General features: G+C 57.7%; 22 protein-coding genes. 13 read left to right on the top strand and 9 right to left on the bottom strand.

The window, feature by feature from the left end; genetic code table 11:
• Nucleotides 1-15 precede the first annotated feature (15 nt).
• From ACQRC0_RS05225 to ACQRC0_RS05245, 5 genes are all read left to right on the top strand, one after another.
• Nucleotides 16-897, top strand: coding sequence for an ABC transporter ATP-binding protein (locus ACQRC0_RS05225; RefSeq protein ID WP_427728343.1), 882 nt, complete (start codon nucleotides 16-18; stop codon nucleotides 895-897).
• Nucleotides 894-1,592: an ABC-2 transporter permease gene (locus tag ACQRC0_RS05230; RefSeq protein ID WP_427728346.1), complete on the top strand. Its 699-nt coding sequence runs from the start codon at nucleotides 894-896 to the stop codon at nucleotides 1,590-1,592. Before ACQRC0_RS05225 ends, ACQRC0_RS05230 begins: the two co-directional genes overlap by 4 nt.
• Before the next feature lie 450 nt (nucleotides 1,593-2,042).
• Nucleotides 2,043-2,678 carry an EamA family transporter gene (locus tag ACQRC0_RS05235; RefSeq protein ID WP_427728349.1) on the top strand — a complete coding sequence of 212 codons (636 nt, stop codon included), beginning with the start codon at nucleotides 2,043-2,045 and terminating at the stop codon, nucleotides 2,676-2,678.
• Nucleotides 2,657-2,917: an EamA family transporter gene (locus tag ACQRC0_RS05240; protein WP_427728351.1), complete on the top strand. Its 261-nt coding sequence runs from the start codon at nucleotides 2,657-2,659 to the stop codon at nucleotides 2,915-2,917. Before ACQRC0_RS05235 ends, ACQRC0_RS05240 begins: the two co-directional genes overlap by 22 nt.
• 329 nt (nucleotides 2,918-3,246) lie before the next feature.
• A complete protein-coding gene (locus tag ACQRC0_RS05245) occupies nucleotides 3,247-3,912 on the top strand; it encodes an SAM-dependent methyltransferase (RefSeq protein ID WP_427728354.1) in 666 nt (221 codons plus the stop codon).
• 83 nt (nucleotides 3,913-3,995) lie between these two features.
• Here ACQRC0_RS05245 and ACQRC0_RS05250 read toward each other — a convergent pair whose 3' ends face one another.
• The 3 genes from ACQRC0_RS05250 to ACQRC0_RS05260 form a co-directional block, all read right to left on the bottom strand.
• Nucleotides 3,996-5,300 carry a chloride channel protein gene (locus ACQRC0_RS05250; protein ID WP_427728357.1) on the bottom strand — a complete coding sequence of 435 codons (1,305 nt, stop codon included), beginning with the start codon at nucleotides 5,298-5,300 and terminating at the stop codon, nucleotides 3,996-3,998.
• 125 nt (nucleotides 5,301-5,425) lie between these two features.
• Complete coding sequence (locus ACQRC0_RS05255; protein WP_427719368.1) at nucleotides 5,426-5,959, bottom strand: TIGR00730 family Rossman fold protein; 534 nt, start codon at nucleotides 5,957-5,959, stop codon at nucleotides 5,426-5,428.
• Nucleotides 5,960-5,995: 36 nt separating this feature from the next.
• Entirely contained in the window at nucleotides 5,996-6,421 is a 426-nt protein-coding gene (locus tag ACQRC0_RS05260) for a potassium channel family protein (protein WP_427728359.1), read from the bottom strand.
• Nucleotides 6,422-6,678: 257 nt separating this feature from the next.
• Between ACQRC0_RS05260 and ACQRC0_RS05265 the strand changes: the two genes are divergently transcribed.
• A complete protein-coding gene (locus tag ACQRC0_RS05265; RefSeq protein WP_154516961.1) occupies nucleotides 6,679-7,158 on the top strand; it encodes a pyridoxamine 5'-phosphate oxidase family protein in 480 nt (159 codons plus the stop codon).
• Nucleotides 7,159-7,254: 96 nt separating this feature from the next.
• Here the strand turns inward: ACQRC0_RS05265 and ACQRC0_RS05270 are convergent, their stop codons facing one another.
• Both ACQRC0_RS05270 and tsaA read right to left on the bottom strand, forming a co-directional pair.
• Nucleotides 7,255-8,466, bottom strand: coding sequence for a MalY/PatB family protein (locus ACQRC0_RS05270; RefSeq protein ID WP_427728362.1), 1,212 nt, complete (start codon nucleotides 8,464-8,466; stop codon nucleotides 7,255-7,257).
• A 112-nt stretch (nucleotides 8,467-8,578) separates the two neighbouring features.
• Nucleotides 8,579-9,316 (bottom strand): tRNA (N6-threonylcarbamoyladenosine(37)-N6)-methyltransferase TrmO, encoded by a 738-nt coding sequence (gene tsaA, locus ACQRC0_RS05275; protein ID WP_427728364.1) that lies wholly within the window; start codon nucleotides 9,314-9,316, stop codon nucleotides 8,579-8,581.
• 141 nt (nucleotides 9,317-9,457) lie between these two features.
• On the opposite strand from tsaA, the gene ACQRC0_RS05280 reads away from it, so the two are divergent.
• The 5 genes from ACQRC0_RS05280 to ACQRC0_RS05300 all read left to right on the top strand — a co-directional run bounded on the left by ACQRC0_RS05280 (nucleotide 9,458) and on the right by ACQRC0_RS05300 (nucleotide 12,829).
• Nucleotides 9,458-10,285, top strand: a complete 828-nt coding sequence (locus tag ACQRC0_RS05280) for a TipAS antibiotic-recognition domain-containing protein (RefSeq protein WP_427728366.1) — start codon at nucleotides 9,458-9,460, stop codon at nucleotides 10,283-10,285.
• 51 nt (nucleotides 10,286-10,336) lie between these two features.
• Nucleotides 10,337-10,582 (top strand): glutaredoxin family protein, encoded by a 246-nt coding sequence (locus ACQRC0_RS05285; protein WP_427728367.1) that lies wholly within the window; start codon nucleotides 10,337-10,339, stop codon nucleotides 10,580-10,582.
• A gap of 361 nt (nucleotides 10,583-10,943) precedes the next feature.
• Nucleotides 10,944-12,230 (top strand): hypothetical protein, encoded by a 1,287-nt coding sequence (locus ACQRC0_RS05290; protein WP_427728369.1) that lies wholly within the window; start codon nucleotides 10,944-10,946, stop codon nucleotides 12,228-12,230.
• 57 nt (nucleotides 12,231-12,287) lie between these two features.
• Nucleotides 12,288-12,554, top strand: coding sequence for a hypothetical protein (locus ACQRC0_RS05295; RefSeq protein WP_427728371.1), 267 nt, complete (start codon nucleotides 12,288-12,290; stop codon nucleotides 12,552-12,554).
• 8 nt (nucleotides 12,555-12,562) lie between these two features.
• Entirely contained in the window at nucleotides 12,563-12,829 is a 267-nt protein-coding gene (locus ACQRC0_RS05300; protein ID WP_154516940.1) for a ribbon-helix-helix protein, CopG family, read from the top strand.
• Between the two features lie 144 nt (nucleotides 12,830-12,973).
• On the opposite strand, the gene ACQRC0_RS05305 is transcribed toward ACQRC0_RS05300, so the two are convergent.
• A complete protein-coding gene (locus ACQRC0_RS05305; protein WP_427728374.1) occupies nucleotides 12,974-13,927 on the bottom strand; it encodes a tRNA dihydrouridine synthase in 954 nt (317 codons plus the stop codon).
• A 348-nt stretch (nucleotides 13,928-14,275) separates the two neighbouring features.
• Here ACQRC0_RS05305 and ACQRC0_RS05310 point away from each other — a divergent pair, with 348 nt between their 5' ends.
• Nucleotides 14,276-14,956, top strand: coding sequence for a hypothetical protein (locus tag ACQRC0_RS05310; protein WP_427728375.1), 681 nt, complete (start codon nucleotides 14,276-14,278; stop codon nucleotides 14,954-14,956).
• 419 nt (nucleotides 14,957-15,375) lie between these two features.
• Here ACQRC0_RS05310 and ACQRC0_RS05315 read toward each other — a convergent pair whose 3' ends face one another.
• The 3 genes from ACQRC0_RS05315 to guaA all read right to left on the bottom strand — a co-directional run bounded on the left by ACQRC0_RS05315 (nucleotide 15,376) and on the right by guaA (nucleotide 20,717).
• Nucleotides 15,376-18,630 (bottom strand): ATP-binding cassette domain-containing protein, encoded by a 3,255-nt coding sequence (locus tag ACQRC0_RS05315; protein ID WP_427728377.1) that lies wholly within the window; start codon nucleotides 18,628-18,630, stop codon nucleotides 15,376-15,378.
• Between the two features lie 242 nt (nucleotides 18,631-18,872).
• On the bottom strand, nucleotides 18,873-19,457 hold the full coding sequence (locus ACQRC0_RS05320; RefSeq protein WP_427728379.1) for a DUF5714 domain-containing protein: 585 nt from the start codon (nucleotides 19,455-19,457) through the stop codon (nucleotides 18,873-18,875).
• A 279-nt stretch (nucleotides 19,458-19,736) separates the two neighbouring features.
• On the bottom strand, nucleotides 19,737-20,717 hold the full coding sequence (gene guaA / locus ACQRC0_RS05325; protein WP_427728381.1) for a glutamine-hydrolyzing GMP synthase: 981 nt from the start codon (nucleotides 20,715-20,717) through the stop codon (nucleotides 19,737-19,739).
• 297 nt (nucleotides 20,718-21,014) lie between these two features.
• Here guaA and ACQRC0_RS05330 point away from each other — a divergent pair, with 297 nt between their 5' ends.
• Nucleotides 21,015-22,019: a helix-turn-helix domain-containing protein gene (locus ACQRC0_RS05330; protein ID WP_427728383.1), complete on the top strand. Its 1,005-nt coding sequence runs from the start codon at nucleotides 21,015-21,017 to the stop codon at nucleotides 22,017-22,019.
• The last annotated feature ends 41 nt before the right edge of the window (nucleotides 22,020-22,060 follow it).

A 22,060-nucleotide genomic window follows, 5' to 3' on the forward strand; every position in this document is an offset into this window, starting at 1 on the left:
AAGAAAGGCTATACCATGCAAAACTTGCTTGAACTCAAAGGCATCTCACGCGCTGTAAGCGACCGCTTTTCACTACGCGATGTCACGCTCGCCGTGGAGCCCGGCCAGATTGTTGGCTTTGTGGGCGCAAACGGCGCCGGCAAGACAACGACCATTCGCGCCGCGCTCGGGCTTATAAAGCTCGATGCCGGCGAGGTGCACCTGTTTGGGCAGCACTGCGGCGCCGACGCGCCCGGTGAAGTGCAGCGCTGCTTGCGCACCCGTATCGGCCTCGTGCTGGACACATGCCCCTTCCCTTCCACACTCAAGGTGACCGAAGTTGAGGCACTCGTAAGCCCGGCGTACCCCACCTGGAGCCACGACACCTTCGCCAGCCTCATCGACCGATTTGGCTTGGATCCCAAGGCGAAGGTCAAGGACCTCTCCCGCGGCATGGGCATGAAGCTGCAGCTTGCCTGCGCGCTCAGCCACAAGGCCAAGCTGCTCGTTTTGGACGAAGCCACCGCGGGTCTTGACCCCATGGCACGCGAGGAGCTGCTCGACGAGCTGCTCGTCTTTGTTTCCGACGGCCAGCGCAGCGTGTTGCTCTCGAGTCACATTACGTCCGACCTCGATCGCGCTGCCGACCGCATCATTTGCATCGATAACGGCTCGATTGTGTTTGACCTGCCGCGCGAGGACATTACCGACCGCGCCGGCATCGCCCACTGTACCCAAGCGCAGGCCGCCGAGCTTATGGCTTGCGTCGAAGGCGCCCGTGCCGCCCACCACGCTTATAGCGTGGACGTGCTCGTGCCCAACCGTCGCGAAACGCTCGAGGCCTTCCCCGAGATTCCCTGCGATCGGGCAACCATTGACGATTATCTACGCCTCACGCTGAAAGGGGCTTCGAAATGAAACGCGCCTTTATGTCCGAGCTCGCCATCGTTCGCACGCTTGTCCCAAGCATAGCGGGCGTCGGCCTGTTCATATTCGTTGTGCTGACCCTCGCCAACACGTCAGGTGGCGACTCCGGCATGAGTGCCGGCGCCTGCGCGCTCAGCGCCATGTCGCCTATCATGGTCATGAGCTCGCTGGCAGGCTTCGACAATCAAAACGGATGGGAGCGTTATCGGGCAACGCTGCCCCTCTCGCGCAAAGACATCATCTGCGCACGCTACCTGAGCATCGTTGTCTTCTCGGCCGTCATGACGTGCGCCGCCACGCTTTTGAGTATCGTCGCCATCCCGCTCTTCAACAGCGCGGGCATTCCTTCGACGGGACAGACGGTCTTTGAAATCGCAATCGCCTCGGCAGCATCGATGCTCATCTCCCTCATGATGGTGTTTTTGGCGCAGCCGCTGTTCTTTCGATTTGGACACATGGAGGCGCTGCGCCTATCCGTTGGCCTGTTTGCCCTGCTCGGATGCCTTGCCATGGCCACGTTGAGCTCCTCCAACCCCATCAGCAACTGGCTTATGTCGATTGCCGGGGCGAATCCCGATCCCGCCGTTCTTGGCTGGCTGTGTGCAGGAACTGCAGTACTGGCGCTCGCACTATGTGTAATCAGCTGCGCTGTCAGCACCAAGGTTTATCGAGTACGCGATCTGTAATCGACGGCTAAAAAAGCTTAGGCGGTACCCCGCTTATTTTTTCAATGAAACGAGGCGGCATAGCGTCACCACCGCCCTTCACAGCAGGCCGTCTAGTTCTTGGCAACCAAAAAGACACCGTCAGCATATCGAAGGTGAATACTTTTCCGAGAAGTGAACGAGTAAAAACAGTGCCCTGTAGCATCGAAATTTTTAAGGACTCAATTCCTGCGGTTTTTGTCTAAGAATCCTGCGGTTTTGTTCGAAAAAAGTGTGCATGTTCCAGGGATCCAGATTTACTCGTTCACTTCGCGGAAAACCATTCACCTTCGATTCGAGCCTTAACCAAATGCCCTCTCGAACTATGGCCCCTGTCTCACCACAGCGATATCAAAGCTTCATGGCGGGACGGTATCATCGGACGAGCGCCGTAAATCTGGCTCGGTCGTTCTTTGGGGAGGCATTTCACCCGTGTCGTGGGTCGCAGCAGCATTTGTGTCGGCTTTCTTTGCCGGCGTCACATCAGTCCTGGCCAAATGCGGCATCAAGCAGACCGACTCCGATGTCGCGACGGCCATTCGCACCTGCGTGGTGCTCGTTTTCGCCTGGGCAATGGCGGGCATTTCTGGATCCATTGGAACCATCGGCAGCATCGAGCCCAGATCTTGGCTCTTTCTCGTCCTCTCGGGACTCGCTACCGGTGCTTCGTGGATCTGTTACTTTAAGGCGTTGGGCATCGGAGACGTCAATAAGGTCGTACCGGTCGACAAGATGAGCACCGTACTCGCTGCACTGATCGCCATCGTGCTTTTTGGCGAGACGAGCAACCTTGCGGTTAAGCTCGTGGGAACCGCTGTCATCACCCTCGGCACGTTTTTAATGATCGAGAAGAAGCAGTCTGCCGGACCCGAGCGGCAGCAAGACCGGACCTGGCTCGCTTACGCCCTCGGCGCCGCCGTGTTCGCGGCGCTCACGTCCATCCTTGCCAAGGTTGGCATCGAAGGCGTCGAGTCCAACCTGGCCACGGCAATCGTACCTGTGTGGTACTGGTTATGGCATGGGCAATCGTGGCAGCTAAAGGCAAGATGGGCCAAGCCGTGCACGTAGACCGCTACGAACTCGTATTTCTCGCGGCATCGGGCATTGCGACTGGCGCATCGTGGCTGCTGTGCTACTACGCCATCGCCACAGGCCAGGTGAGCGTCGTGGTGCAGATCGACAAACTATCGATTGTCGTATCGGTACTATTTGCGCGCCTGGCATTCAACGAAAAACTCTCACGGCGCAGCGCCATCGGTCTCGCCTTCATCGTCCTGGGCACCGCCGCGCTCGCGATTTGGAAATAGCGCCGATGCCAAGCGAGATCTAGACGCTCGCAAATCCGTGACAAACGGCATATCCCGGCACGCCCGTGACGTTTTACAATATAAACGTCACGGGCCTCGGCTCAGTCTCGATCATCCAAGGGGATGTCTTTTTGGTCATTGTTCTTTAGGGAACGGTCAATCGCATAGAACCACGAAAACGGCCGTCCAACGGCCGTGGTTTGTTGCGCCGTTCCGCCTCCGTCATCTGCCATTTTTGCGCCTGATAGGAAAGAACAATGCAAACCCAGAAATCTCAATCCTTCCCAAAAGCAACTAGCTTCGACGCGACACTCGTACGCTCTAAGATTATGGGACCCAATCCCCTCAAGCTCTGCGAAGAGCTGCTTCGCGATGTGCATATCCCCTGCGGCGTCCGCGTCTGCGACCTTGGATCGGGCACCGGTATCACCAGCGCCCTACTCGCCCGCGAATACGGGTTTGACACCTACGCTGTCGATCTGTGGAGCGATCCCGTCGAAAACCGTGCGTTCTTCGATTCGCTCGGTATCTCGCGCGACACGATTCACCCTGTTAAGGCAGACGCCTCGCAGGGGCTGCCGTTTGAGCACGACTATTTTGATGCGGTCGTAAGCATCGACTCGTACAACTACTACGGCCGTGACCCACACTATCTGGGCGAGCGCCTACTCCCCTACGTAAAGCAAGGCGGGATGCTCTACTTAAGCATCCCCGGCATGGTTCGCGACTGCCACGACAACCTGCCCGTTTGCCTGCTCAAATCCTGGACACCCGAGCAGCTCGAGTATATGCACGACATAGCCTGGTGGCGCACCATGATCGAGCCGACCCCTGGCGTCGAGATTGTCTCGATGCAGCCTATGCTCTGCACGGACGAAGCATGGAAAGACTGGCTCGCCTGCGACAACGAGTACGCAGCAGGCGACCGCGCTGCCGTTGAAGCCGGCGCGCTCGAATACCTCAACACCATCGCCATTGTGCTGAGGAAGCTCTAAACATTAGCCGCGCGAGGCCGTAAACAAATGGCCTCGCGCGGCTTCTTCAAAACGAGTTCTGAACAAACGCAAAGCGCAATATGCTACTTGCGCAGCGGCTTGGGCAGCGGAATGCCGGCGGCAATGGCTGCGGCGATGATCATGCAGACGATGCCCTTGAGCGGGAAGCACATGAGCAGCAGGCCCACGACCATAACAGGCTGGCGCATGACGGCGCCCATCGTCGATGCCGTGCAGACGGCAACGCAAAAGACCGGATCGGCGCCGGTGAGAATGGCAAGGCCATAGCCCAGGCTTACGCCCGAGAAGATAACCGGGAAGAAGTGACCGCCACGCCAGCCCATATTGATGAGGGCGGGGGTCAGCATAGCCTTGACAAGACCGGTCGCGATAAGCACGCCGGCGGGAATGGTCAGATAGGTTTCCATGAGCACGTCGGCCTGGGTCTCGCCGGCAAACATGGTGTAGGGCAGGAGCGTGCCACAGATGGCGAGCGCCAGACCGGCCATCATGGCCTTGACGACAGGACGCTCCCCTATTGCACGGGACAGCGCCTCGCTTGCATGCTCGGAGACAAAGTACAGCCAACCACAAACGGTGCCGAGCAACGCCAGCGGAATGAGCCAGGCAAGCTCCAGGTTGCCCACCTCGGCGGACTCGAACCTGGGCATGCCCATGCCGCCGCCCACGAGCTGGCCAAGCAACAGGTAAGTGCCCAGACCGCCGGCAATCGCAATGCCATAGACCACGGTCTTTTGCGCCTTGGGCAGCTTGATGGTGATCTCGTCGGACGCGGACTCATCGTCGGCATCTTCGCCCTGGCCGTCGGCGCTACCGGCGAGCGGCGCCACAAAGCCAAAGACAGGCGCGGTAAAGAGCGCCGTCAGGGCAGCCTGGGTACCTAGCAGCGTGAGCTCCCTAAACTCGGCGCCAAAGCGACGCATGCGGTCGCCGACCCAGCTGCACAGGCCCGCGATAACGCCGGTCAGGCCGGCCTCCGGTCCAATACTTCCGCCAAACAGCAGCGGCAGCAATGCCGCAAGCGAAAGCTTGCCCAGATTGTCGTACGGGTAGCGCCCATCTTGCTTGACCTTAGCCATCACCTGATTGAGGTTATCGGTCTTGGTGTCTGTCATCTTTTCGTACAGACCGATTAACAGGCCGCCCAGCAGGCAGACAAAAAACGGGTACGGCAGAAAGCCAAACGGGCCGCTGGCGAGCTCGGGCGAAGCGACGCCCAGTGCGTGCGGAATCTCGGTCCATAGATAGTCGATGCCGTGCTCCATCACAAAAAAGAACAGCCAGACCGCGGCACCTGCGAACGCACCGGTCACGGCAACGCTAACTAAAAACAGCGCGCGGTTTGTGGGTTTAGCGAGCTTATCCATCGGGTCCTCCCGCGGTCAAAGTCGACATAGATACGTTTTATTGTAGAGCGAGTGTGGCCCAGACGAGCCAACCGTCTGCGCTGCAAACGGAGCCACCGGGGACCACGGCGGGACAGGCTCAAGGCTTATCCGTTGATAATTGATGCGATTTCGTACAGATCCTCGGCAAAGTAAATGCCTTGCTGGCGCCGTGGGCTTGATAAACCCTTATCAATCATGTGTCCGAGCAGCGCCTTGAGGTCGTTGTAGTAACCGTCCAGGTTATACAGGATGCACGGAGCACTCAGGTGCCCCAACGACACCGCGGACATAACCTCGGCAATCTCCTCGAGCGTGCCCGTCCCACCGGGAAAGGCAATGAACGCATCGCCGAGCTCGATCATCTTTGCCTTACGCTCCGCCATATCACTCGTCACGATGAGGTCGTCGATACCGTCATGTTGAAACTCGGCCTCGATAAAAAAGCTCGGCTCCACACCCGTCACGTGCCCGCCGGCATTAAGCACGCTATCGGCGAGCGCGCCCATCAGGCCCGACTTGGATCCGCCGTACACGAGCGCGTGCCCGTTGGCGCCAATCCAGTTGCCCAGCTCCTGCACCGCAGGCAGAAACGCCGGGTCATTGCCGATACTGGCACCCAGATACACGGTGATATTCAAATTCAGTCCCCCTCATCGTGACGCGCGGCGCCCGTTTTAGCGCTGGCGCCGGCGATATTCGCGCACGCGGCGCGACAGATCGGCGAGCTCGTCACGATCGAGCTCTTCCAAATGCTCAAGATCATCCATAAAGCGCGTCATAGTGTCCTTTTGATGCATCTTGATGAGCATATTGCAGTAGCTCACCGCCACGCCCGTGAGCATGGCAATGTAAAAAATGCTGATAACGCTCAGGACGACCGTGATGACACGGGCGACCGGCGTTTCGGCCGGAATGTCGCCAAAGCCGATCGTCGATACGGTCTCAAAGCTAAACCAAAGGCCATCGCCAAACGTAAGAGTTGTTGGCTCAGAGAGCCAAACAGCCATTGAACACAGAAGATAAAAGACGAGAAAAAGGCCCGTGATGCGCACGAAACCGGCTTGACGCAACACATCGGCCAGCGTCCTCAGCTTTTTCATCGAGACCCCCCTTTTTTCAGGACAAGCAATCGCTTTTGGTCGGTATTGTCCCACGCCTCCCCCGCAAACGGAACCAGCCATCGAGAATGCCCCTAGACGACGAGTTGTGAGGGACAATCCTTCCACAACAAAAAAGTGCGTTTCAATCTGCGACAAATAGGATGTTCCCGTCGGCCTCGCAGCCTGAACTAGTATCTTGATATAGACATACCACCCACCGCCGTGCACGCAACACGCGGAAAGAAAGGAAACCCACGATGTTTAGACCTCTTCGTAGAAAGAAGCGTGCTATCACCGATCAAGAGGCACGAGAGCTGCTTGTTAATTGCAAACGCGGCATTTTTGCCGTCAACGGAGACGACGGCTATCCTTACGCCATTCCCGTTAACTACTACTTTGACCCCGAGCACGACAAAATTTACTTTCATGGAGCCAAGGCGGGGCATAAGGTCGATGCACTCAAACGCAGCGACAAAGTCTGCTTTACCGTCTATGGCAACGATTGGTACAAAGACGACGACTGGGCACCCTATGTTCAAAGCACCGTGGTTTTCGGCCGTTGCCGCCTCGTGAACGATGACCCGGCGTTTGTCGAAGACAAAGTCCGACAGTTTGCCCTCAAGTACTATCCTTCTGCCGAAGAGGTCGAAGAGGAGATCAAGCAAAGTATCAGGGGCGTCCAGCTGTATGAAATTACGGTTGAACACCTTTGCGGCAAGCAAATTCAAGAAAAGTAGCAAACGTGGAAAACGCGCTCGCAACCCTCTACGCCCTATGCGCCCACGCACATTGACGACACGGGCGCAATCCGCAGTACCCGAATCGTGCGACCCCTATACCCCAAAAACGTAGCGGTCTAGGCGGTCGCACGCTTCCCTTACGCGCGAAAGCGGCAGTGCCAGATTCACGCGAATGTGGCAGGGGCCATGGAACGGACGTCCATCCTGATACCCCACGCCCACACGTGCCCCCTCGTCGAGCAACCACTGAATATCGCGGCCATGCTCGCGGCACCACTCGGTGCAGTCCAGAAACACCATGTACGTGCCCTGCGGACGCGAATAGGACACGCCCTCAAAATGCTCGTCCACGTAATCGCAGAAGTACTCGATATTGTCGGCAAGCACCTGGTTGAGTTCGTCCACCCACTCGTAGCCCTGCGGTTGGTAGGCACCGATAAGCGCATGCATCGAAAGGACATTCATCTCGTTGTAATGGGTCTTGTTAGACACAGCGCACATGCGGTCGCGCAGCGTCTCGTTGTAGACAATGTGGTAGCTGCCGACCAGACCCGCCAGGTTAAACGTCTTGCTCGGCGCATAGAGGGCAACCGTGCGCATGCGGGCATCCTCGCTCACCGACTGCGTCGGGATGTGCTTGTGTCCCGGCAGAATGATATCGGACCAAATCTCGTCCGAGATCACCACGCAATCGTGCTTGCGATAAATGTCCATGGCGCGCTCGATCTCGTCGCGCTCCCATACGCGGCCGCAGGGATTGTGCGGCGAGCAGAACACTGCGGCATGGATGTGGTTTTGGGCGAGTTTGCGCTCCATATCCTCAAAGTCCATGCGCCACACGCTCTGGTCGTCGAGCTGAAGCGGGCTGTGGACAATGCGATAGCCCGCGGCCTCGATGGACTTGGTGAAGCCGATGTAGGTGGGGCTGTGGACCAACACCGCATCGCCCGGCTGGACATACGCGCGCAGCGTCGACACGACACCGCCCAGCACGCCGTTTTCGTAGCCGATATGCTCAGGCGCCAGGCCCTCGACGCCATTACGGCGGCTCTGCCATTCGATGATGCGGTCGAAGTACTCGGAACGCGGATTGAAGTAACCAAACATGGGGTGCTGGGCGCGCTGAATGATGTGCTCCTGGACTGTAGGCACCGTGGCGAAGTTCATGTCCGCCACCCACATGGGAATGCGGTCGAAGCCCTCGTCGGGTGCGTTCGGAGCCATACCGGGGATCTCACCCCAAGAGTCAACGGCGATGGAGTCCATGCCATGGCGGTCGATGATTGAAGTGAAGTCGTATTTCATGCTGAGCCCCCGTGCAGAGCGGAATGATTCGGTAAGCGTTATTGTCCACCAGCGTAGGCGATTTTGGCATGGGGTTTGGCGCTTAATTTGACGGGTGCGGACGAATGGCTGGCTAGTCTCGCGCGTCGTTGATGGAGGTTACCGTCAACCTGGCCCCGTCAACCGTAAACGATATGTCGAGTCCGGCGTAAGCCAAGTGGTAAACGCGGTTTGGCTCGTGCTTGCTGCCCGCGCGGCGCGGATCTTGGCGAAGAACCTCGACCAGGCCGGGGAGCTTTGCGGGCGGGACCATGTCTTGAAGCGCTTGCGGGAACTCAACATCGAGCTCTTGCCACGGAGCACCCTCAATCCAGCCGCCGGTCGCATCCGGGTGGCAGTCCGCAAACGGGATGTAGGGCTTAATGTCGTAGATGGGCGTGCCGTCACGCAGGTCGGCCCCCAGTACATGGATGATGGGGCCGTCGTCGGTGCGCTCAACGCGGCTGAGCTTGACGCAGGTAAGACCGATGGGATTGGGGCGAAACGGACTCCGCGTGGCATACACGCCCACGCGTTCGGCTCCGCCCAGACGCGGCGGGCGCACAGTCTTCGACCACTTGACGTTGGTGCCGGACCTGTCCTGCGTCTTGGCATCGGCAGCTATATCCTTAGCCGCGCCGCCGGGCGTTCCGTTTTCGAAGCGCCACAGCAGCCATAGGTGAGAGAAGGAGTCCAGACCCTCAACTGCTGCGTTGGAGGCAAATTCCGGCTCAAAGACGATGCGTCCCTGCAGGTGGGGCGCCAAAAAGCTGTTGCGCGGAATGCCGAACTTCTGCGGCAGGTCGGTATGTATGTGTGCGATAGGTTCCATGCCGGTCATTGTACGGCATGGAGGTGTGGGGTGCAGCGCGCAATTCTTCGCCGCGGTCTCCCGTCGTGCAACCAACGGTTGCTTGGAAGGAAGCTGGCCGCCGCGTATGCTTAAGCCATCAACCAGCAGAAAGGAGTCGCTATGGCCTTTGCAGAAAAGCTCATTGCCATTCGCCGCGCCCATCACCTTACCCAAGAGCAGCTCGCCGCCAAGCTCTTCGTCACACGCCAAGCCGTCAGCCGTTGGGAACGCGGCGAAGTCACCCCGGGCATCGACATGATGAAGCTCATTGCCGCCGTAACCGGAGAACCGCTGTCCCACCTGCTCGAAATGCCCGAGCACTATTGCCAGAGCTGCGGCATGATACTCACACCCGACGACTGCGGCACCGATGCTGTGGGCGCCACGACCGACCATTACTGCAAGTGGTGCTACGACCACGGCCAGTACACCTACGACACCACCATGGAAGCGATGATCGAGGATTGTGCCCCGCGGCTGGCGCAAAACACCGGCATGTCGCTCGACGAAGCCGTCTCGCTCATGGGCGCCGTCCTGCCGCAACTGGAGCGCTGGCGCTCCGTGCAGGAAAACGAGAAGCGCTACGGTGCCGAGGCGCGGGCGCGCTATGGCGACGAGGCGATCGACGCAGCAAACGAAGCACTGCTGGACATGGACCCCGAGACATGGAACGACATGAAGGAACTTGAACGCGCTATTCTGGGCCAGCTTTCGATTGCCATGGGCGACGGCGATACGGATGGAAGCGAGGCCCGCAAACTTGTCGCGATGCACCGTCGATGGATTGGCCTTAACTGGGGGCACAAGCCCCAAGACGAAGCATACCTGGGCCTCGCCCACGGCTATCTTGCTGACCAGCGCTTTATCGACTACTACGACAAGCCCTGCGGCACCGGAGCCACGGCGTTTCTGGTACAGGCCATCGAGTCGTCGTCAGCTCATGCATAGACCGCGGCGGCTTTGGGTATTTCAATCAAAACCTCAACCGATTGGAGACCTATGGCTACTAATCATGAGCTCACGCTGTACGTTATGACCGGCTGCCCGTATTGCATGAAGGTCAGGCGTTTCCTTGCCGATAACGGTGTGACCATCCCTGAGCGCAACATCTCGACCGACCCCGATGCCGAGCAGACGCTCATCGCCGTCGGCGGAAAACGCCAGGTTCCCTGTCTGTTCATCGACGGCAAACCACTCTACGAATCGAGCGACATCATCGCATGGGTACAGGAGAACCTGCTCTAGCGTGCGAGTACTCATTGGGGACGTTCTTAAATGACTAGCCGTTAAAGAACGTCCCCAATGACTAGCTAACCGTAGGTACTCATTGGGGACGCACTTAAATGAGTGGGTAGGGCTTCGGTTTCTCATATTTATAGAACATATGTTTGCTCTCTGTGTTATACTCATCTCAAGGCATGAGACTGGTCGAGAGCTCCTGCGGAGGTCCCCAATGACACGCTGGAGCGAGCTCGGTAAGTAAGATCGGTGGTTACCGCACTCGCCCATCTCAGACAGGCTGCGCTCCTGTTCGCCGTCGCCATCAAAGAACGGCACTCACAATCAGACTGTTTCTTTTCCGTGAGTCACATAGGAGCGCATCGCTATGGCAAAAAAGATACCAACCCTTTCACCCGACATTATTTCAAACACCTGCTCGGATATCAGCAGGATTGTCGAGGCCAAACACCTCGGTCAGAAAGGCACCGACCATGAGGCCTCTTCGGAAGGGGCTCTGCTCATCGGGCGCCGTCTCGAGCAAGAGATTGCCGGATACCCCATTTCCAATCTAAATGGCCTACTCTCGCCCATCGCTTGCCACCTCAAGCAGCACTTTAGCCCAAGCCTGGGCCCGACCTATCTCAAGCGTTGCATAAAGCTCGCACGAACTGTTCCGGAAGACATGAGTTTTCGACCGGAGCTTGATCTAGAACACTATCAGTCGCTCGCTCGCATCGCCGACAAAGATCTGCGCTTGGATCTGATGAACGTTGCCGCTGATAACCGTTGGAGCGCATCGCGCATCGATCGTCATGCCCGCTATCGAAGTCCGCAGGACGTTTTGGATGCTTGGGAGCGCCGTGCGCTTGAATCAAATCAAGAAGTACGGCGCTTCGCCCGCGCCTACACAGATGCCTGTGGAATCATTTCACTCGATGAACTTATTGAGCTCTACAACTCCTGTGCCCCCAATCCAGTCTCGAGATTTGAGATAAATGAAACTATTTGGCAAATCAGGAACGAATCGGGGCAAATCGACAATCCCTGCGTCATATCCAGAGATGGAAAACTCTATCTCATAGCGCCTGAGCTCGATAACGCTGTCGATGAAGCCCCTTATTACTACGATGACTACGGATACTCCTATCGAAAATATGAACGACGCAGCGAATACACCGGTGAGATGCGCGCGCTGCGCGAACGGCGCGTTGGCATCAGAGTGGCAGCCATCTTCGCCGGTCACGAACGTCTCCCAATCAAAAGGCTCAGTTATGACGAAGTCATCTGCGGGCATATAAAGTGCAGTCGATCTGTCGAACGACTCAAGCAGTACGTCCTGAGAGACCCTGAGATTAAGGCATCCGATCTCCATGCAAGAGAAGATGAGTTCGATTTCATCATGACAAAGCTTTTGCGTTCCGTTGGACTCAACGGTATGCCGACAGCACAGCAAATTACCGAAGACGCAGCTTTCTTATTGATTGTCGTACGGCCCGAGTTTTACGAACGCAAGAAAACAGCCGAAGTCTCCAAGCTCCTCTCGATAATCTATGAAAACGCTCCCCTCTGGGAGTTCAACGGACGTTCACATACCGAACTAAAAAGCGAAGGAGTAGTAGAGCCTCCGATGTCGGCTTTACATCGAAAAGTCCAATCAAAACAAGTCGCTTAAGCCTATTAACTGCTTGCATTTTTGTTTACAAAACTGTATACAAAAAGAGAGGCCCTTATGGAGCTCATCGCAATCCACCCCCACGCCCTCAAACACGGGCTGACGGAGACGGATATCACCTGCGCCTGGAACTCCGCTTTTGCATGGTTCAGGCGTGATCTTGAAAACGGAGGTATCGATTACGTTCTCGTTGGACTTGATGGAAGAAGCCGTCTCATGGAGCTCATCGCTCGATATTGCTCCAATCGAGATGGCTATATCATTTACCACGCCCTTGTCCCTCCTACGCGCAAGGTGCTCAGGGAAATCGGGATCAATCGATAGGAGGCGCTATGGACGCTAAGCAACTCGAAAAGATGATCGGATTTGCCCCCGGAGAGTTGGAGAAAGCCGCGGAGGCATACGAAAAAGATGAGTGGCCGAAGGGTCGCACCATCAAGCTGGGAAGGCCGTCGATCTCTGATGAGCCAAGCGTTGTTTTATCGGCACGTGTGGGTGAATCGGTTCTTGAAGCGTTTGACGAGAAGGCAAAGCGCCATGGGCAAACACGCACAGAGCGACTCAGAGAACTCATTACCCTTGACGCAATGATTGCCTAGTCCCCCACCGAATCCAAACATGTACGCCAGCATCCAAAGTCGACATTTTTCGACATCTTTGGATGCTGACGTATAGCTTTTGCAACATAGTCATTGGGGACGTTCTTAAATGACTAGCCGTTAAAGAACGTCCCCAATGACTAGCTAACCGTGGAAGCGGGCTATGGGCGCAAGTGGCTGCTCGCGAAAGACGCGATCGACGGCGGCGCGGTATTCGTCGACCTTTTTAGTCTTGCGTACGAGCTTGTGAACGGTAGCAGGATCGGCGAAGGCGCATTTAGCGTAGAACCACCACTCCTTCATGCGAAAGACCGCGTTGCCGCCAATCTCTTCTGCATATGCCGCAAACAGCGTGTCGTGGAAGCGCTGCAGTTCGGCTGCCGTGGCAGCAGGGCCACCCTTGACCATGCGAGCCAGCGCGGGGTTCGCAAGCAAGCCACGCCCCAGCATCACATGGCGTGTACCGGGATAGGCCTCCACCAGCGCATCCATGTCCTCAAGATCAAAAATATCGCCGTTGTATGCCACCGGAAACGGTGCCCGCTCCAACGTCTCGCCATAAAACCCTTTGCGCGGCGAGCCCGTATAGCGATCCTTCTGTACGCGCGGATGCACGATCAGTTCTGCCAACGGCATGCGACAGTACAGGTCAAGCACGCGCTCGTATTCGTCGTCGCTCTCCAGCCCCAGCCTGCTTTTTACCGACACCGGCAAGGGCGATCGCTCGCACACATCAAGCAAGAACACCTCGAGCCCATCGAGGTTGCGCAAGAAGCCCGATCCTTTACCCTTGGCAACAACCGTACCCGAGGGGCAGCCAAGGTTGAGATTAACCTCGCGGTAGCCCATGTCGGCGAGCACGCGCGCCGCCCACACAAACTCATCCGCGTTCTTGGACATCAGCTGAGGCACCACGTTAAGCCCTTGGTTGTTAGCCGGATCGATTTCCTTAAACGCCTTGCCGCCAAAGCGGTTGCCCACCCGCGGCGGCGGCAAAAACGGCGTGTAATAGCAGTCGAGCGCACCGAAGCACTCCGCATGCACGCGACGGAACACATGCCCGGTAATCCCCTCCATGGGGGCCAACGATAGAATCATCAACATCTACCCTCAGATCAATGCGGCAAAGGGACTGCCCCTTTGTCACATGCATTATGCCTTGTCCTTGAGGCGGCCCACAAGGCGGAGACGGTTGCTTGACACCAACCAGCCCTCCGACCATCCCTGTGCAACGAAGGTGAATGGCGCCCACAAACAGCAAGCAGGGCCGCCCCACAGCAGCTCCCTCACTCGCCACTTTTTCCTTGTCCAAAAGAGGACGTTCGCGATCAATCGATCACCAACAGCACGCTGCTGACCGCCATGTCTGAACAACAGACACCCTCCACTCATATACTCAAGAGCGTATGCGCATCGCCCTCGAAAAACGATGAGAGTCGAGGCCCCATGCAGCAGCTCACCGAACAAGAAAAGAAACGCATCCAGCGGTACTGCACGTACCCCAAGATCGCAGCGACCGCACTCGTCATGTCGTTCGCAGCATGCCTGTTGATGTTGCCGCTCCAAATGATCAACGATATCGCGTTCCACCAAAAGGAATTCCAATCCGCGGGCATATATACCGTCATTGCACTCACCGCAATCGAACTCGTCATCTTTTGCTATTGCGCTCTTGCGCCGCGCTTTGGAATGCAGGGCAAACAGTGGAAGGAGCTACAGAGCAGGCTTGCGGTAGCCCAAACCAACAAAGACCGCTCCGCGGAGGTCGCCGGCGTGCTCGCCGCGCAAGATGCCTTGGAGCCCGTGTGCAAACGCGTCGCGGCAGACGACCCATATGAGTCGTATCACGACTACGGCTACCGCATTATCGGCTATCTGCGTGATAATGACCTCGGCGCTCAAGCAGCCTATGTCTACCTTTCTTTCGATGCAGATGGCATGCTCACGGACGTCGATTACACCAGTCAGATCGACCCCGAGGCAAGCCTTGCATACAACCTCGCCTGCAGCGAGCAGGATATCGCGACACTATGCGCCCCCCGGTCAACGGGTTGGACATTTCCGTTGCCACACCGGGCCTCCTCACGCCATGCAGCCTGTCGGATGAATTTAAACAGGCATTTTTAGCCGGATCCCTATATGAAGAAATCAGCATCAAGACGGAGGACGAATCTATCAAGTCGTACTACACCTTTGACACCGAGCCCAAAGAAGAGTTCGACAAGTACACCCATCCGGAAATTAGCCTCATGCTCTCCGCAAAGGAGGACTAGCAACTTACGCTCTAATTGATGCTCGCAAACGCCGTCTATATCTCAAGGTCTAATACTTTTCCCGAGAAGTGAACGGCTATATTTGGACCCCTGAAGCATCGACATTTTTAGACGCCAAACCCGCAGGATTTGGCTGGCAAAACCGCAGGAAACCGCCTTCAATAAGTGTCGATGCTTCGGGGGTCCATTTTGACTCGTTCACTTCTCGGGAAAAGTATTAGACCTCGATTTACATGTCACTCAATGTGACAAAGGGACAGTCCCTTTGTCACATTATTCGGAGCGCAGGGCTTCTACGGGGTCTTTCTTGGATGCACTGCGGGCCGGCAGCAGGCCGGCAACGACCGTCAGCAGCACCGAAATTGCAATGAGCGCCAGCGCATCCTGCACGGGCAGGCTCATCAGATTGGGTACCTGTTTAGCAGCAAGCGCCCAGGCATTAACCGGAAAACTCACGAGCACCACAACGACAATGGCAAAGACACCGGCGATGAGGCCCTCGATAAAGGTCTCGGCGTTGAACACGTTTGCCACGTTGCGCTTCGACGCGCCGATCGCGCGCAGGATGCCAATCTCCTTTTTGCGCTCCAGCACGCTGATGTAGGTGATGATGCCGATCATGATGGAGCTCACGACCAGGCTGATGCTCACGAACGCGATGAGCACCAAGCTGATGGTATTCACGATGTCGGTCACCGAGCCCATGATGATGCCCATGTAGTCGGTGTACGAGATTGCCTGCTCGTCGTGGCCGGCGGCTTTGACCTGCTTGTTGTACGCATCGATATGGTCGAGTACGCGCTCCTTGGCCTCAAAGTCGCGCGGGAAAATCTTGACCGAGATGGGATCCGCTTCATCCGCGTAGCCCAACGTGGTCAGATTGTTGTCGTAGGTGAGCTTCGACGCCTTGGCATAGCTCATCATGAGCGAGCTCAGGTCCTCGGCGTCCATGTTGAAGTGGATGGCACGAGCAAAGGCGCTCGCATCCACGCGCATGGCGCTCGCCAGGTTGGCAAAACTCGAAGACATCTGCGTCACCATCTGGTCCATGAGCCCTGCCGCGCCGGCCTTAAGCTGGGTCGACACGGTCGTTGCCACCTGCTCGCCGATCGCCTTCATCACCTGATCCATAGCCTGCTGCAGATACGGAGCCAACTGCTTTTGGACATAGTCGGTCATCGCCTGTTGCAGGCGCTCGGCCAGGGCATCGCCGCCGAGCGCCTTGAGCTGTGCCAGGCACTGCTGCGCCACAACATCGTTCTCGAGATACGTCGAGAATGCGGCAGCAAGCTTTGACGCGTCTTTGAGATCTTCGGGTGACAGCGCCCTAAACTGATCAGACTGCAAAAAGCCCTCAAATAGTTGGTTGGCAAGCGTTCCCACCTGTTGCATTTGCTCGGGCGTGAGCTCCAGACCGTCAAAGATGCCCGAAAAATCGGGGGTCGGCGCTTTGGCCATGATGTCGCTTAAGTCGATGTCTTTGCCAACGCCCGAAAGGTCAATATCCAGGCCCGACAAATCGATGCCCGAAAGATCCATGCCACCGGCAGCACCCGAGAGTGCAGACGCATCGAACGAGAACGCGCTCTTGAGCGCCGCCTCGTCCACGCTGAACATACTGCCCAGATCCACGCCTTGCTTGGCCTCGCCTTGCAGTTCGTCGAAAGTTTTGCCCGTAAAGACATCCGTCTCGGGGTGGGCAAGTTGCTCTTGCACGATCTGCGAATCGGCGGCGCGCTCCATAAGCTGGCGAGTCAACGCATGCGTATAGGCAATGCCCGGAGACAACGCGCTCGCATTGGCCGTCTCGTTAGGTCGCACCACGCCCACAATGTGCACGTCAATACCGTCGGCAACCTTGGCCGTCATAAAGTCGGCGTCGCCGGACATGTCAGTCCACATGCCGGTCTCTTCGTTTTTGCGATAAGCATCGGCCGGCGACAACACCTTAAACGTCGTGGACAGCGCATCGTCGTAAGTAAAGTCGACGCCGCTCTCAGGCGTCTCAATCTTACCGTCGGCGGCCATGGCACTGTTCACCAGGTCGTTGAGCTCATCGATATCCAGCGCACCGATGCTGTAAAGCGTATAGTCGCCCACCGTTCCACGGCTCGAAAGCACCATTACGGCTTCGTGAGCAGACGTAGGCCAATGGCCGGCGACAACATCGTACTGGCTGTCGAGCAAACTCTGGTCGTCGATCATCTCGTTAAAGACCGAGGTCCCCATGGATTCCATGCTCACCGTTGCCGCCGAGCTCGCACCACCGCTCATGGCCTCGGTCATAGCGTTGGGCACCAGCCGGACAGGCTTCTCATCGCCCTTGCCGGCACGATAGACAACCGGCGTCACGCCGTAACCGTACTGGATGGCGTTGACCTCTTTGTCGATACCGTCGCCGCCGGCATCGAGCCATGCCTTAAAGCTCGTCATATCGTTGGACTTAACACTTGCAAACATATCCTTTACGGCCGTGACCACGGGAATCTTTTTGGTTCCCTGAGCCTTGCCGTCGGTGCCGTCGTCGGACGAACCCTCGTTCTTGGACGTATCGTCATCCGTGGCCCCCTGTTCGCCCATCATGGACGACAGGTCGTAATCCTGCTTGGAAATGGTAAGCGGGTAGCTCGAAAGCGTATCCTCCTCGACCTTTTTGATGTAGCCGTTTACGCCATTGGACAGCGCCAAAATCGCCGCGATGCCAATAATGCCAATCGAGCCCGCAAAGGCCGTCATGGCCGTACGGCCCTTCTTGGTCATAAGGTTTCGGGCAGAAAGCCCCAGCGCCGTCACAAAGCTCATCGAGGTTTTGCGCGTAGGCTTGGCCTCGCGGCGCGTGGCGTCAGCGACATCGAAAGGATCAGAATCGTCGGTAATCTTGCCGTCCGCCAGGTTGACGATGCGCGTGGCGTACTCGTACGCCAAATCGGGATTATGCGTGACCATGATAACCAGACGGTCGCGCGCGACGTCCTTGAGCAAGTCCATGACCTGCACGGACGTTGTGGAATCCAAAGCGCCGGTCGGCTCGTCTGCCAACACAATCTCGGGATCATTAATCAGGGCGCGGGCGATGGCCACGCGCTGCATCTGTCCACCCGAAAGCTGACTCGGGCGCTTGTTCACGTGCTCGCCCAGACCAACGGCCTCGAGCGCCTTGCGCGCACGCTGGCGGCGCTCGGCGTGCCCCACGCCCGTGAGCGCAAGCGCCAGCTCCACGTTTTCCAAAATGGTCTGATGCGGAATGAGGTTATAGCTTTGGAACACAAAGCCGATGCGGTTGTTGCGATAGGCATCCCAATCGCGATCGTGAAAGTCCTTGGTCGAAATACCGTCGATCAGCAGGTCACCCGAGTCAAAGTGGTCGAGTCCGCCGATAACGTTGAGCATCGTGGTCTTACCCGAACCCGAGGGCCCCAGAATGGCCACGAACTCGTTATCCCGAAAAGACAGGCTCACGCTGTCGAGCGCCACCTGCGTAAACGACTGCGTAACGTACCTTTTGCAAATTCCTTTGAGCTCCAGCATGGACGGCAACCTCTCCTGCGCAGGCACCTTGCCCGCTCTCCCCCGCCGTTCGTATTCGACGCGTTTGTCCTACTCTATCCCCATTTTTTACCGGCGCCAGTGAGGAATGTAACAAACCGCACCAAAAAACGAACGGGACGGCACGCCGCGTGGCGCGCCATCCCGCGCATACCGTCGATAATGTTACAAGGGAACTGTCATTTTATCACATCTGCCCAACCCTTATTGGGGCACCCGGTTCCCTATTGGATGATAAAGGACGGATGATACGGGCACTTTTCGCCCATGCACACTGTATTGGCCGCATAGCTATCGCAGGCTGGCGTCTTCTCCCATGCTTTAAGCTGTGGTCCGCCGAGCGCATTAAAAAACGAAACGGCCTCACGAATCGCCACGCGCGCATCTCGCTTGCAGCACCGTGGGCTTCCCGAGCGCGCGATGGCGGCAAGCAGCTCCGAAACCATAAGCTGCCCCTCCTGCCAGCCTTCACTGCGCAGCGGCGCATTGCCGCGCACGATTGCATATGCCATGCCCGCAGACGCAGCTGCCCCGCACATGCCCCAGCGGGCACACGTTGCCCCCGGCACGCAATCCGAACGAGACATCAAATCGGCAAGATCGTCTTTGAGCATCGTATCTCGCTCCCCAGATGCTTCGGCGTTGCGCCAGCACGCAAGCAGCACCGCGCCCACAATAAAATGGTGGATGGGGCCAAAAGCCACGCAGCGCTCATCTGCCATAACCTCTTCCAAAAGAGCCGCGGGCGCCACCGACACACTGGCCATGAGCATCTCAACAATCCAGCCTGTTTGTTCGTCTTTTGCCATGCGGCATCCTCCTCTAAAACAAATTGTGCGCACGCTCCATTATGGCCTTCTTCTGCCCGGCGCGCTCAATGCGAAACAACCTGCTTCGCTCGTGCCGCCAACAAGCCCTGCTAGTTCTCGTCGCAAACCAGCCCTGCTCAGGAGCAACACCAGAGGCGATGGCAAGCACGATGGACAGTGGCAACACCACGACGGCAGCTCTTTTCGAAAAAGAAGGCCCCGCGCAATCGCGCGAGGCCTCCCCATTCATGGAACTATGATCAAAGCAGCCCAAAAAGCTTACTCCCACTCAACGGTGCCGACGGGCTTGGGCGTGAGGTCGTAGCACACACGGCAGATGCCGGGAACCTCGGCTGTGATGCGAGCGGTAATACGCTTGAGCAGTGCCCAGTCGAGCTCAGGCACCTCGGCGGTCATCACGTCGACGGTGTTGATGCAGCGGATGATGCAGGGCCAGTCGTAGGCGCGCTTGCCCTCGCGCACGCCGGTGGCACGGAAGTCGGGCACCACGGCGAAGTACTGCCAGATGGTCAGACCTGCCTTGTCGATCTCCTCGCGCACGATGGCGTCGGCTTCGCGCAGCGCCTCAAGACGGTCGCGGGTGATGGCACCAAGGCAGCGGACGCCCAGGCCGGGACCGGGGAACGGCTGACGCTCGACCATGTTCTCGGGCAGACCGAGCTCGCGGCCCACGACGCGGACCTCGTCCTTGTACAGCAGCTTGACGGGCTCGCAAAGCTCAAACTGCAGGTCCTCGGGCAGGCCACCCACGTTGTGGTGGGCCTTCACGCCATCCTGGGACTCCAGGATGTCGGGGTAGATGGTTCCCTGGGCGAGGAAGCTGACCTCGTCGCCAACCTTGCGGGCCTCCTCCTCGAACACGCGAATGAACTCGGCGCCGATGATTTTGCGCTTGGCCTCGGGCTCCTCGACGTCCACGAGCTTATCCAAGAAGCGATCGGTCGCGTCCACATAGACCAGGTTGGCGTCCATCTGGTTCTTGAAGACGTCGACGACTTGCTCGCTCTCGCCCTTACGCATCAGGCCGTGGTTCACGTGCACGCAGATAAGCTGCTTGCCGATGGCCTTGATGAGCAGGGCCGCGACAACCGAACTGTCGACACCACCGGAAAGGGCCAGCAGGACCTTCTTGTCGCCGATCTGCTCGCGGATTGCAGCGACCTGCTCATCGATGAACACCTGGGCAAGTTCGGAAGTGGTGATACGCACCATGTCGTCGGGACGCTTGTTGGAATCCATGCAAAGCTCCTTTTCGGTTCGATGGAAATGCGTCGCTCGTATGCAGACGCACCGTCATATGACCTCATTATATGCAGAAGAAGATGTGTTTCCCATCGCTGCGACAAAGCTTTTTGCAGGGGTGGCAATTTTTCCTATTGTCGAGGTCAGCTAGGCTTCGGTAGCCACCTTGGCAGCATCGCCAATAGACTCTTCCTTTATACGTTCTGCGTAATCGTATGCCATACCCGCAAATTCCAGTCCCGAGTAACAGGAGTACAATTGCTGCTATTGTTGCCAGCTGTTGGGAGATGGAAGATGGACTGCGATGGCTACCCATGCGTTCCCATGCCGTTGATGTGCACCGCCTTTGTGCCGGGGCAGATTGACGCTGCGGTTGCAGGCATTTCCGACCCCGATTCGCGCGCCATTGCCACGGCAGAAGCGCTGTACTTTCGCGGACAGGCCACCCTCGCTGCCAAGACGGCGCGCCCTTATCTTGACGCCACCGACCCCGCACTGCGCTATTCCGCATGCTTTATCTGCGGATACGCCAGTCTGTCGCTCAACCGTATCGCCGATGCCCGCCGGTGCCTTACTGGCATCCTCGATACGCCGGCCGACGAGGAATCGCCTGCCGTCCACGCCATGCATATCCTGTTCGCCTCGGCCGCGAGCGTCCTGCTGCACTTGCCTTCCCCGTATTCCGCCGAAGAGTTTTATCCGCTTGCGGCGCATTTGCCCGAAGGCCTGCGCCTGTTCGCCAGCTACGTGATGGCGCACGCCTTGTATCTGCGCGGCGAATACGGCCGCAGCCTGGGCATGGTGGAAAATGCCCTGATCATGAAACAGGGAAGCTATCCCATCTCGGAACTGTTCCTGCACCTGGCGGCTTCCATGGCATGCATGAGCCTCAAGGACATCGACGCCGCAAAGGCACATTTCGGAGCCACTTGGGACATTGCGCGCCCCGACGGCCTTATCGAGCTCATTGGCGCGCACCACGGCCTTTTACAGGGGCTCATCGAGGTGTGCCTAAAAGCGCAATACCCTGACGATTTCGCACGCATCATCGAGATTACGTATCGATTCAGCTACGGCTGGCGGCGCATCCACAACCCCGATTCGGGCGAGGACGTGGCCGACGATTTAACGACCACGGAGTTCACCATGGCCATGCTCGCCTGCCGCGGATGGACCAACGCCGAAATCGCACGCCACATGGAAGTATCGCCGGGCACTGTTAAAAACCGCCTATCAGGAGTGTATGCCAAGCTTGGTATCGGAACTCGCGCCGAGCTGGTCGCGCATATGTTGCGTTAGCGACCGGGCTGCCAAGCGCATCGAACGCGTTCTGGAACCCG

It is taken from the genome of Collinsella sp. SGI.033 (assembly GCF_050315135.1).
In the GTDB taxonomy this organism is placed as follows: Bacteria; Actinomycetota; Coriobacteriia; order Coriobacteriales; family Coriobacteriaceae; genus Collinsella.

What these genes read in the sequence shown, in the direction of transcription:
- ACQRC0_RS05265 (WP_154516961.1), top strand. Translation starts at nt 6,679, where the DNA reads ATGTTTAGACCTCTTCGTAGAAAGAAGCGTGCTATCACCGATCAAGAG.
- tsaA (WP_427728364.1), bottom strand. Translation starts at nt 9,316, where the DNA reads ATGGAACCTATCGCACACATACATACCGACCTGCCGCAGAAGTTCGGC.
- ACQRC0_RS05290 (WP_427728369.1), top strand. Translation starts at nt 10,944, where the DNA reads ATGGCAAAAAAGATACCAACCCTTTCACCCGACATTATTTCAAACACC.
- ACQRC0_RS05310 (WP_427728375.1), top strand. Translation starts at nt 14,276, where the DNA reads ATGCAGCAGCTCACCGAACAAGAAAAGAAACGCATCCAGCGGTACTGC.
- ACQRC0_RS05330 (WP_427728383.1), top strand. Translation starts at nt 21,015, where the DNA reads ATGGACTGCGATGGCTACCCATGCGTTCCCATGCCGTTGATGTGCACC.
- ACQRC0_RS05305 (WP_427728374.1), bottom strand. Translation starts at nt 13,927, where the DNA reads ATGATTCTATCGTTGGCCCCCATGGAGGGGATTACCGGGCATGTGTTC.
- ACQRC0_RS05250 (WP_427728357.1), bottom strand. Translation starts at nt 5,300, where the DNA reads ATGGATAAGCTCGCTAAACCCACAAACCGCGCGCTGTTTTTAGTTAGC.
- ACQRC0_RS05315 (WP_427728377.1), bottom strand. Translation starts at nt 18,630, where the DNA reads ATGCTGGAGCTCAAAGGAATTTGCAAAAGGTACGTTACGCAGTCGTTT.
- ACQRC0_RS05320 (WP_427728379.1), bottom strand. Translation starts at nt 19,457, where the DNA reads ATGGCAAAAGACGAACAAACAGGCTGGATTGTTGAGATGCTCATGGCC.
- ACQRC0_RS05245 (WP_427728354.1), top strand. Translation starts at nt 3,247, where the DNA reads ATGGGACCCAATCCCCTCAAGCTCTGCGAAGAGCTGCTTCGCGATGTG.
- ACQRC0_RS05240 (WP_427728351.1), top strand. Translation starts at nt 2,657, where the DNA reads ATGGGCCAAGCCGTGCACGTAGACCGCTACGAACTCGTATTTCTCGCG.
- ACQRC0_RS05295 (WP_427728371.1), top strand. Translation starts at nt 12,288, where the DNA reads ATGGAGCTCATCGCAATCCACCCCCACGCCCTCAAACACGGGCTGACG.
- ACQRC0_RS05225 (WP_427728343.1), top strand. Translation starts at nt 16, where the DNA reads ATGCAAAACTTGCTTGAACTCAAAGGCATCTCACGCGCTGTAAGCGAC.
- ACQRC0_RS05230 (WP_427728346.1), top strand. Translation starts at nt 894, where the DNA reads ATGAAACGCGCCTTTATGTCCGAGCTCGCCATCGTTCGCACGCTTGTC.
- ACQRC0_RS05300 (WP_154516940.1), top strand. Translation starts at nt 12,563, where the DNA reads ATGGACGCTAAGCAACTCGAAAAGATGATCGGATTTGCCCCCGGAGAG.
- ACQRC0_RS05270 (WP_427728362.1), bottom strand. Translation starts at nt 8,466, where the DNA reads ATGAAATACGACTTCACTTCAATCATCGACCGCCATGGCATGGACTCC.
- ACQRC0_RS05280 (WP_427728366.1), top strand. Translation starts at nt 9,458, where the DNA reads ATGGCCTTTGCAGAAAAGCTCATTGCCATTCGCCGCGCCCATCACCTT.
- guaA (WP_427728381.1), bottom strand. Translation starts at nt 20,717, where the DNA reads ATGGATTCCAACAAGCGTCCCGACGACATGGTGCGTATCACCACTTCC.
- ACQRC0_RS05260 (WP_427728359.1), bottom strand. Translation starts at nt 6,421, where the DNA reads ATGAAAAAGCTGAGGACGCTGGCCGATGTGTTGCGTCAAGCCGGTTTC.
- ACQRC0_RS05285 (WP_427728367.1), top strand. Translation starts at nt 10,337, where the DNA reads ATGGCTACTAATCATGAGCTCACGCTGTACGTTATGACCGGCTGCCCG.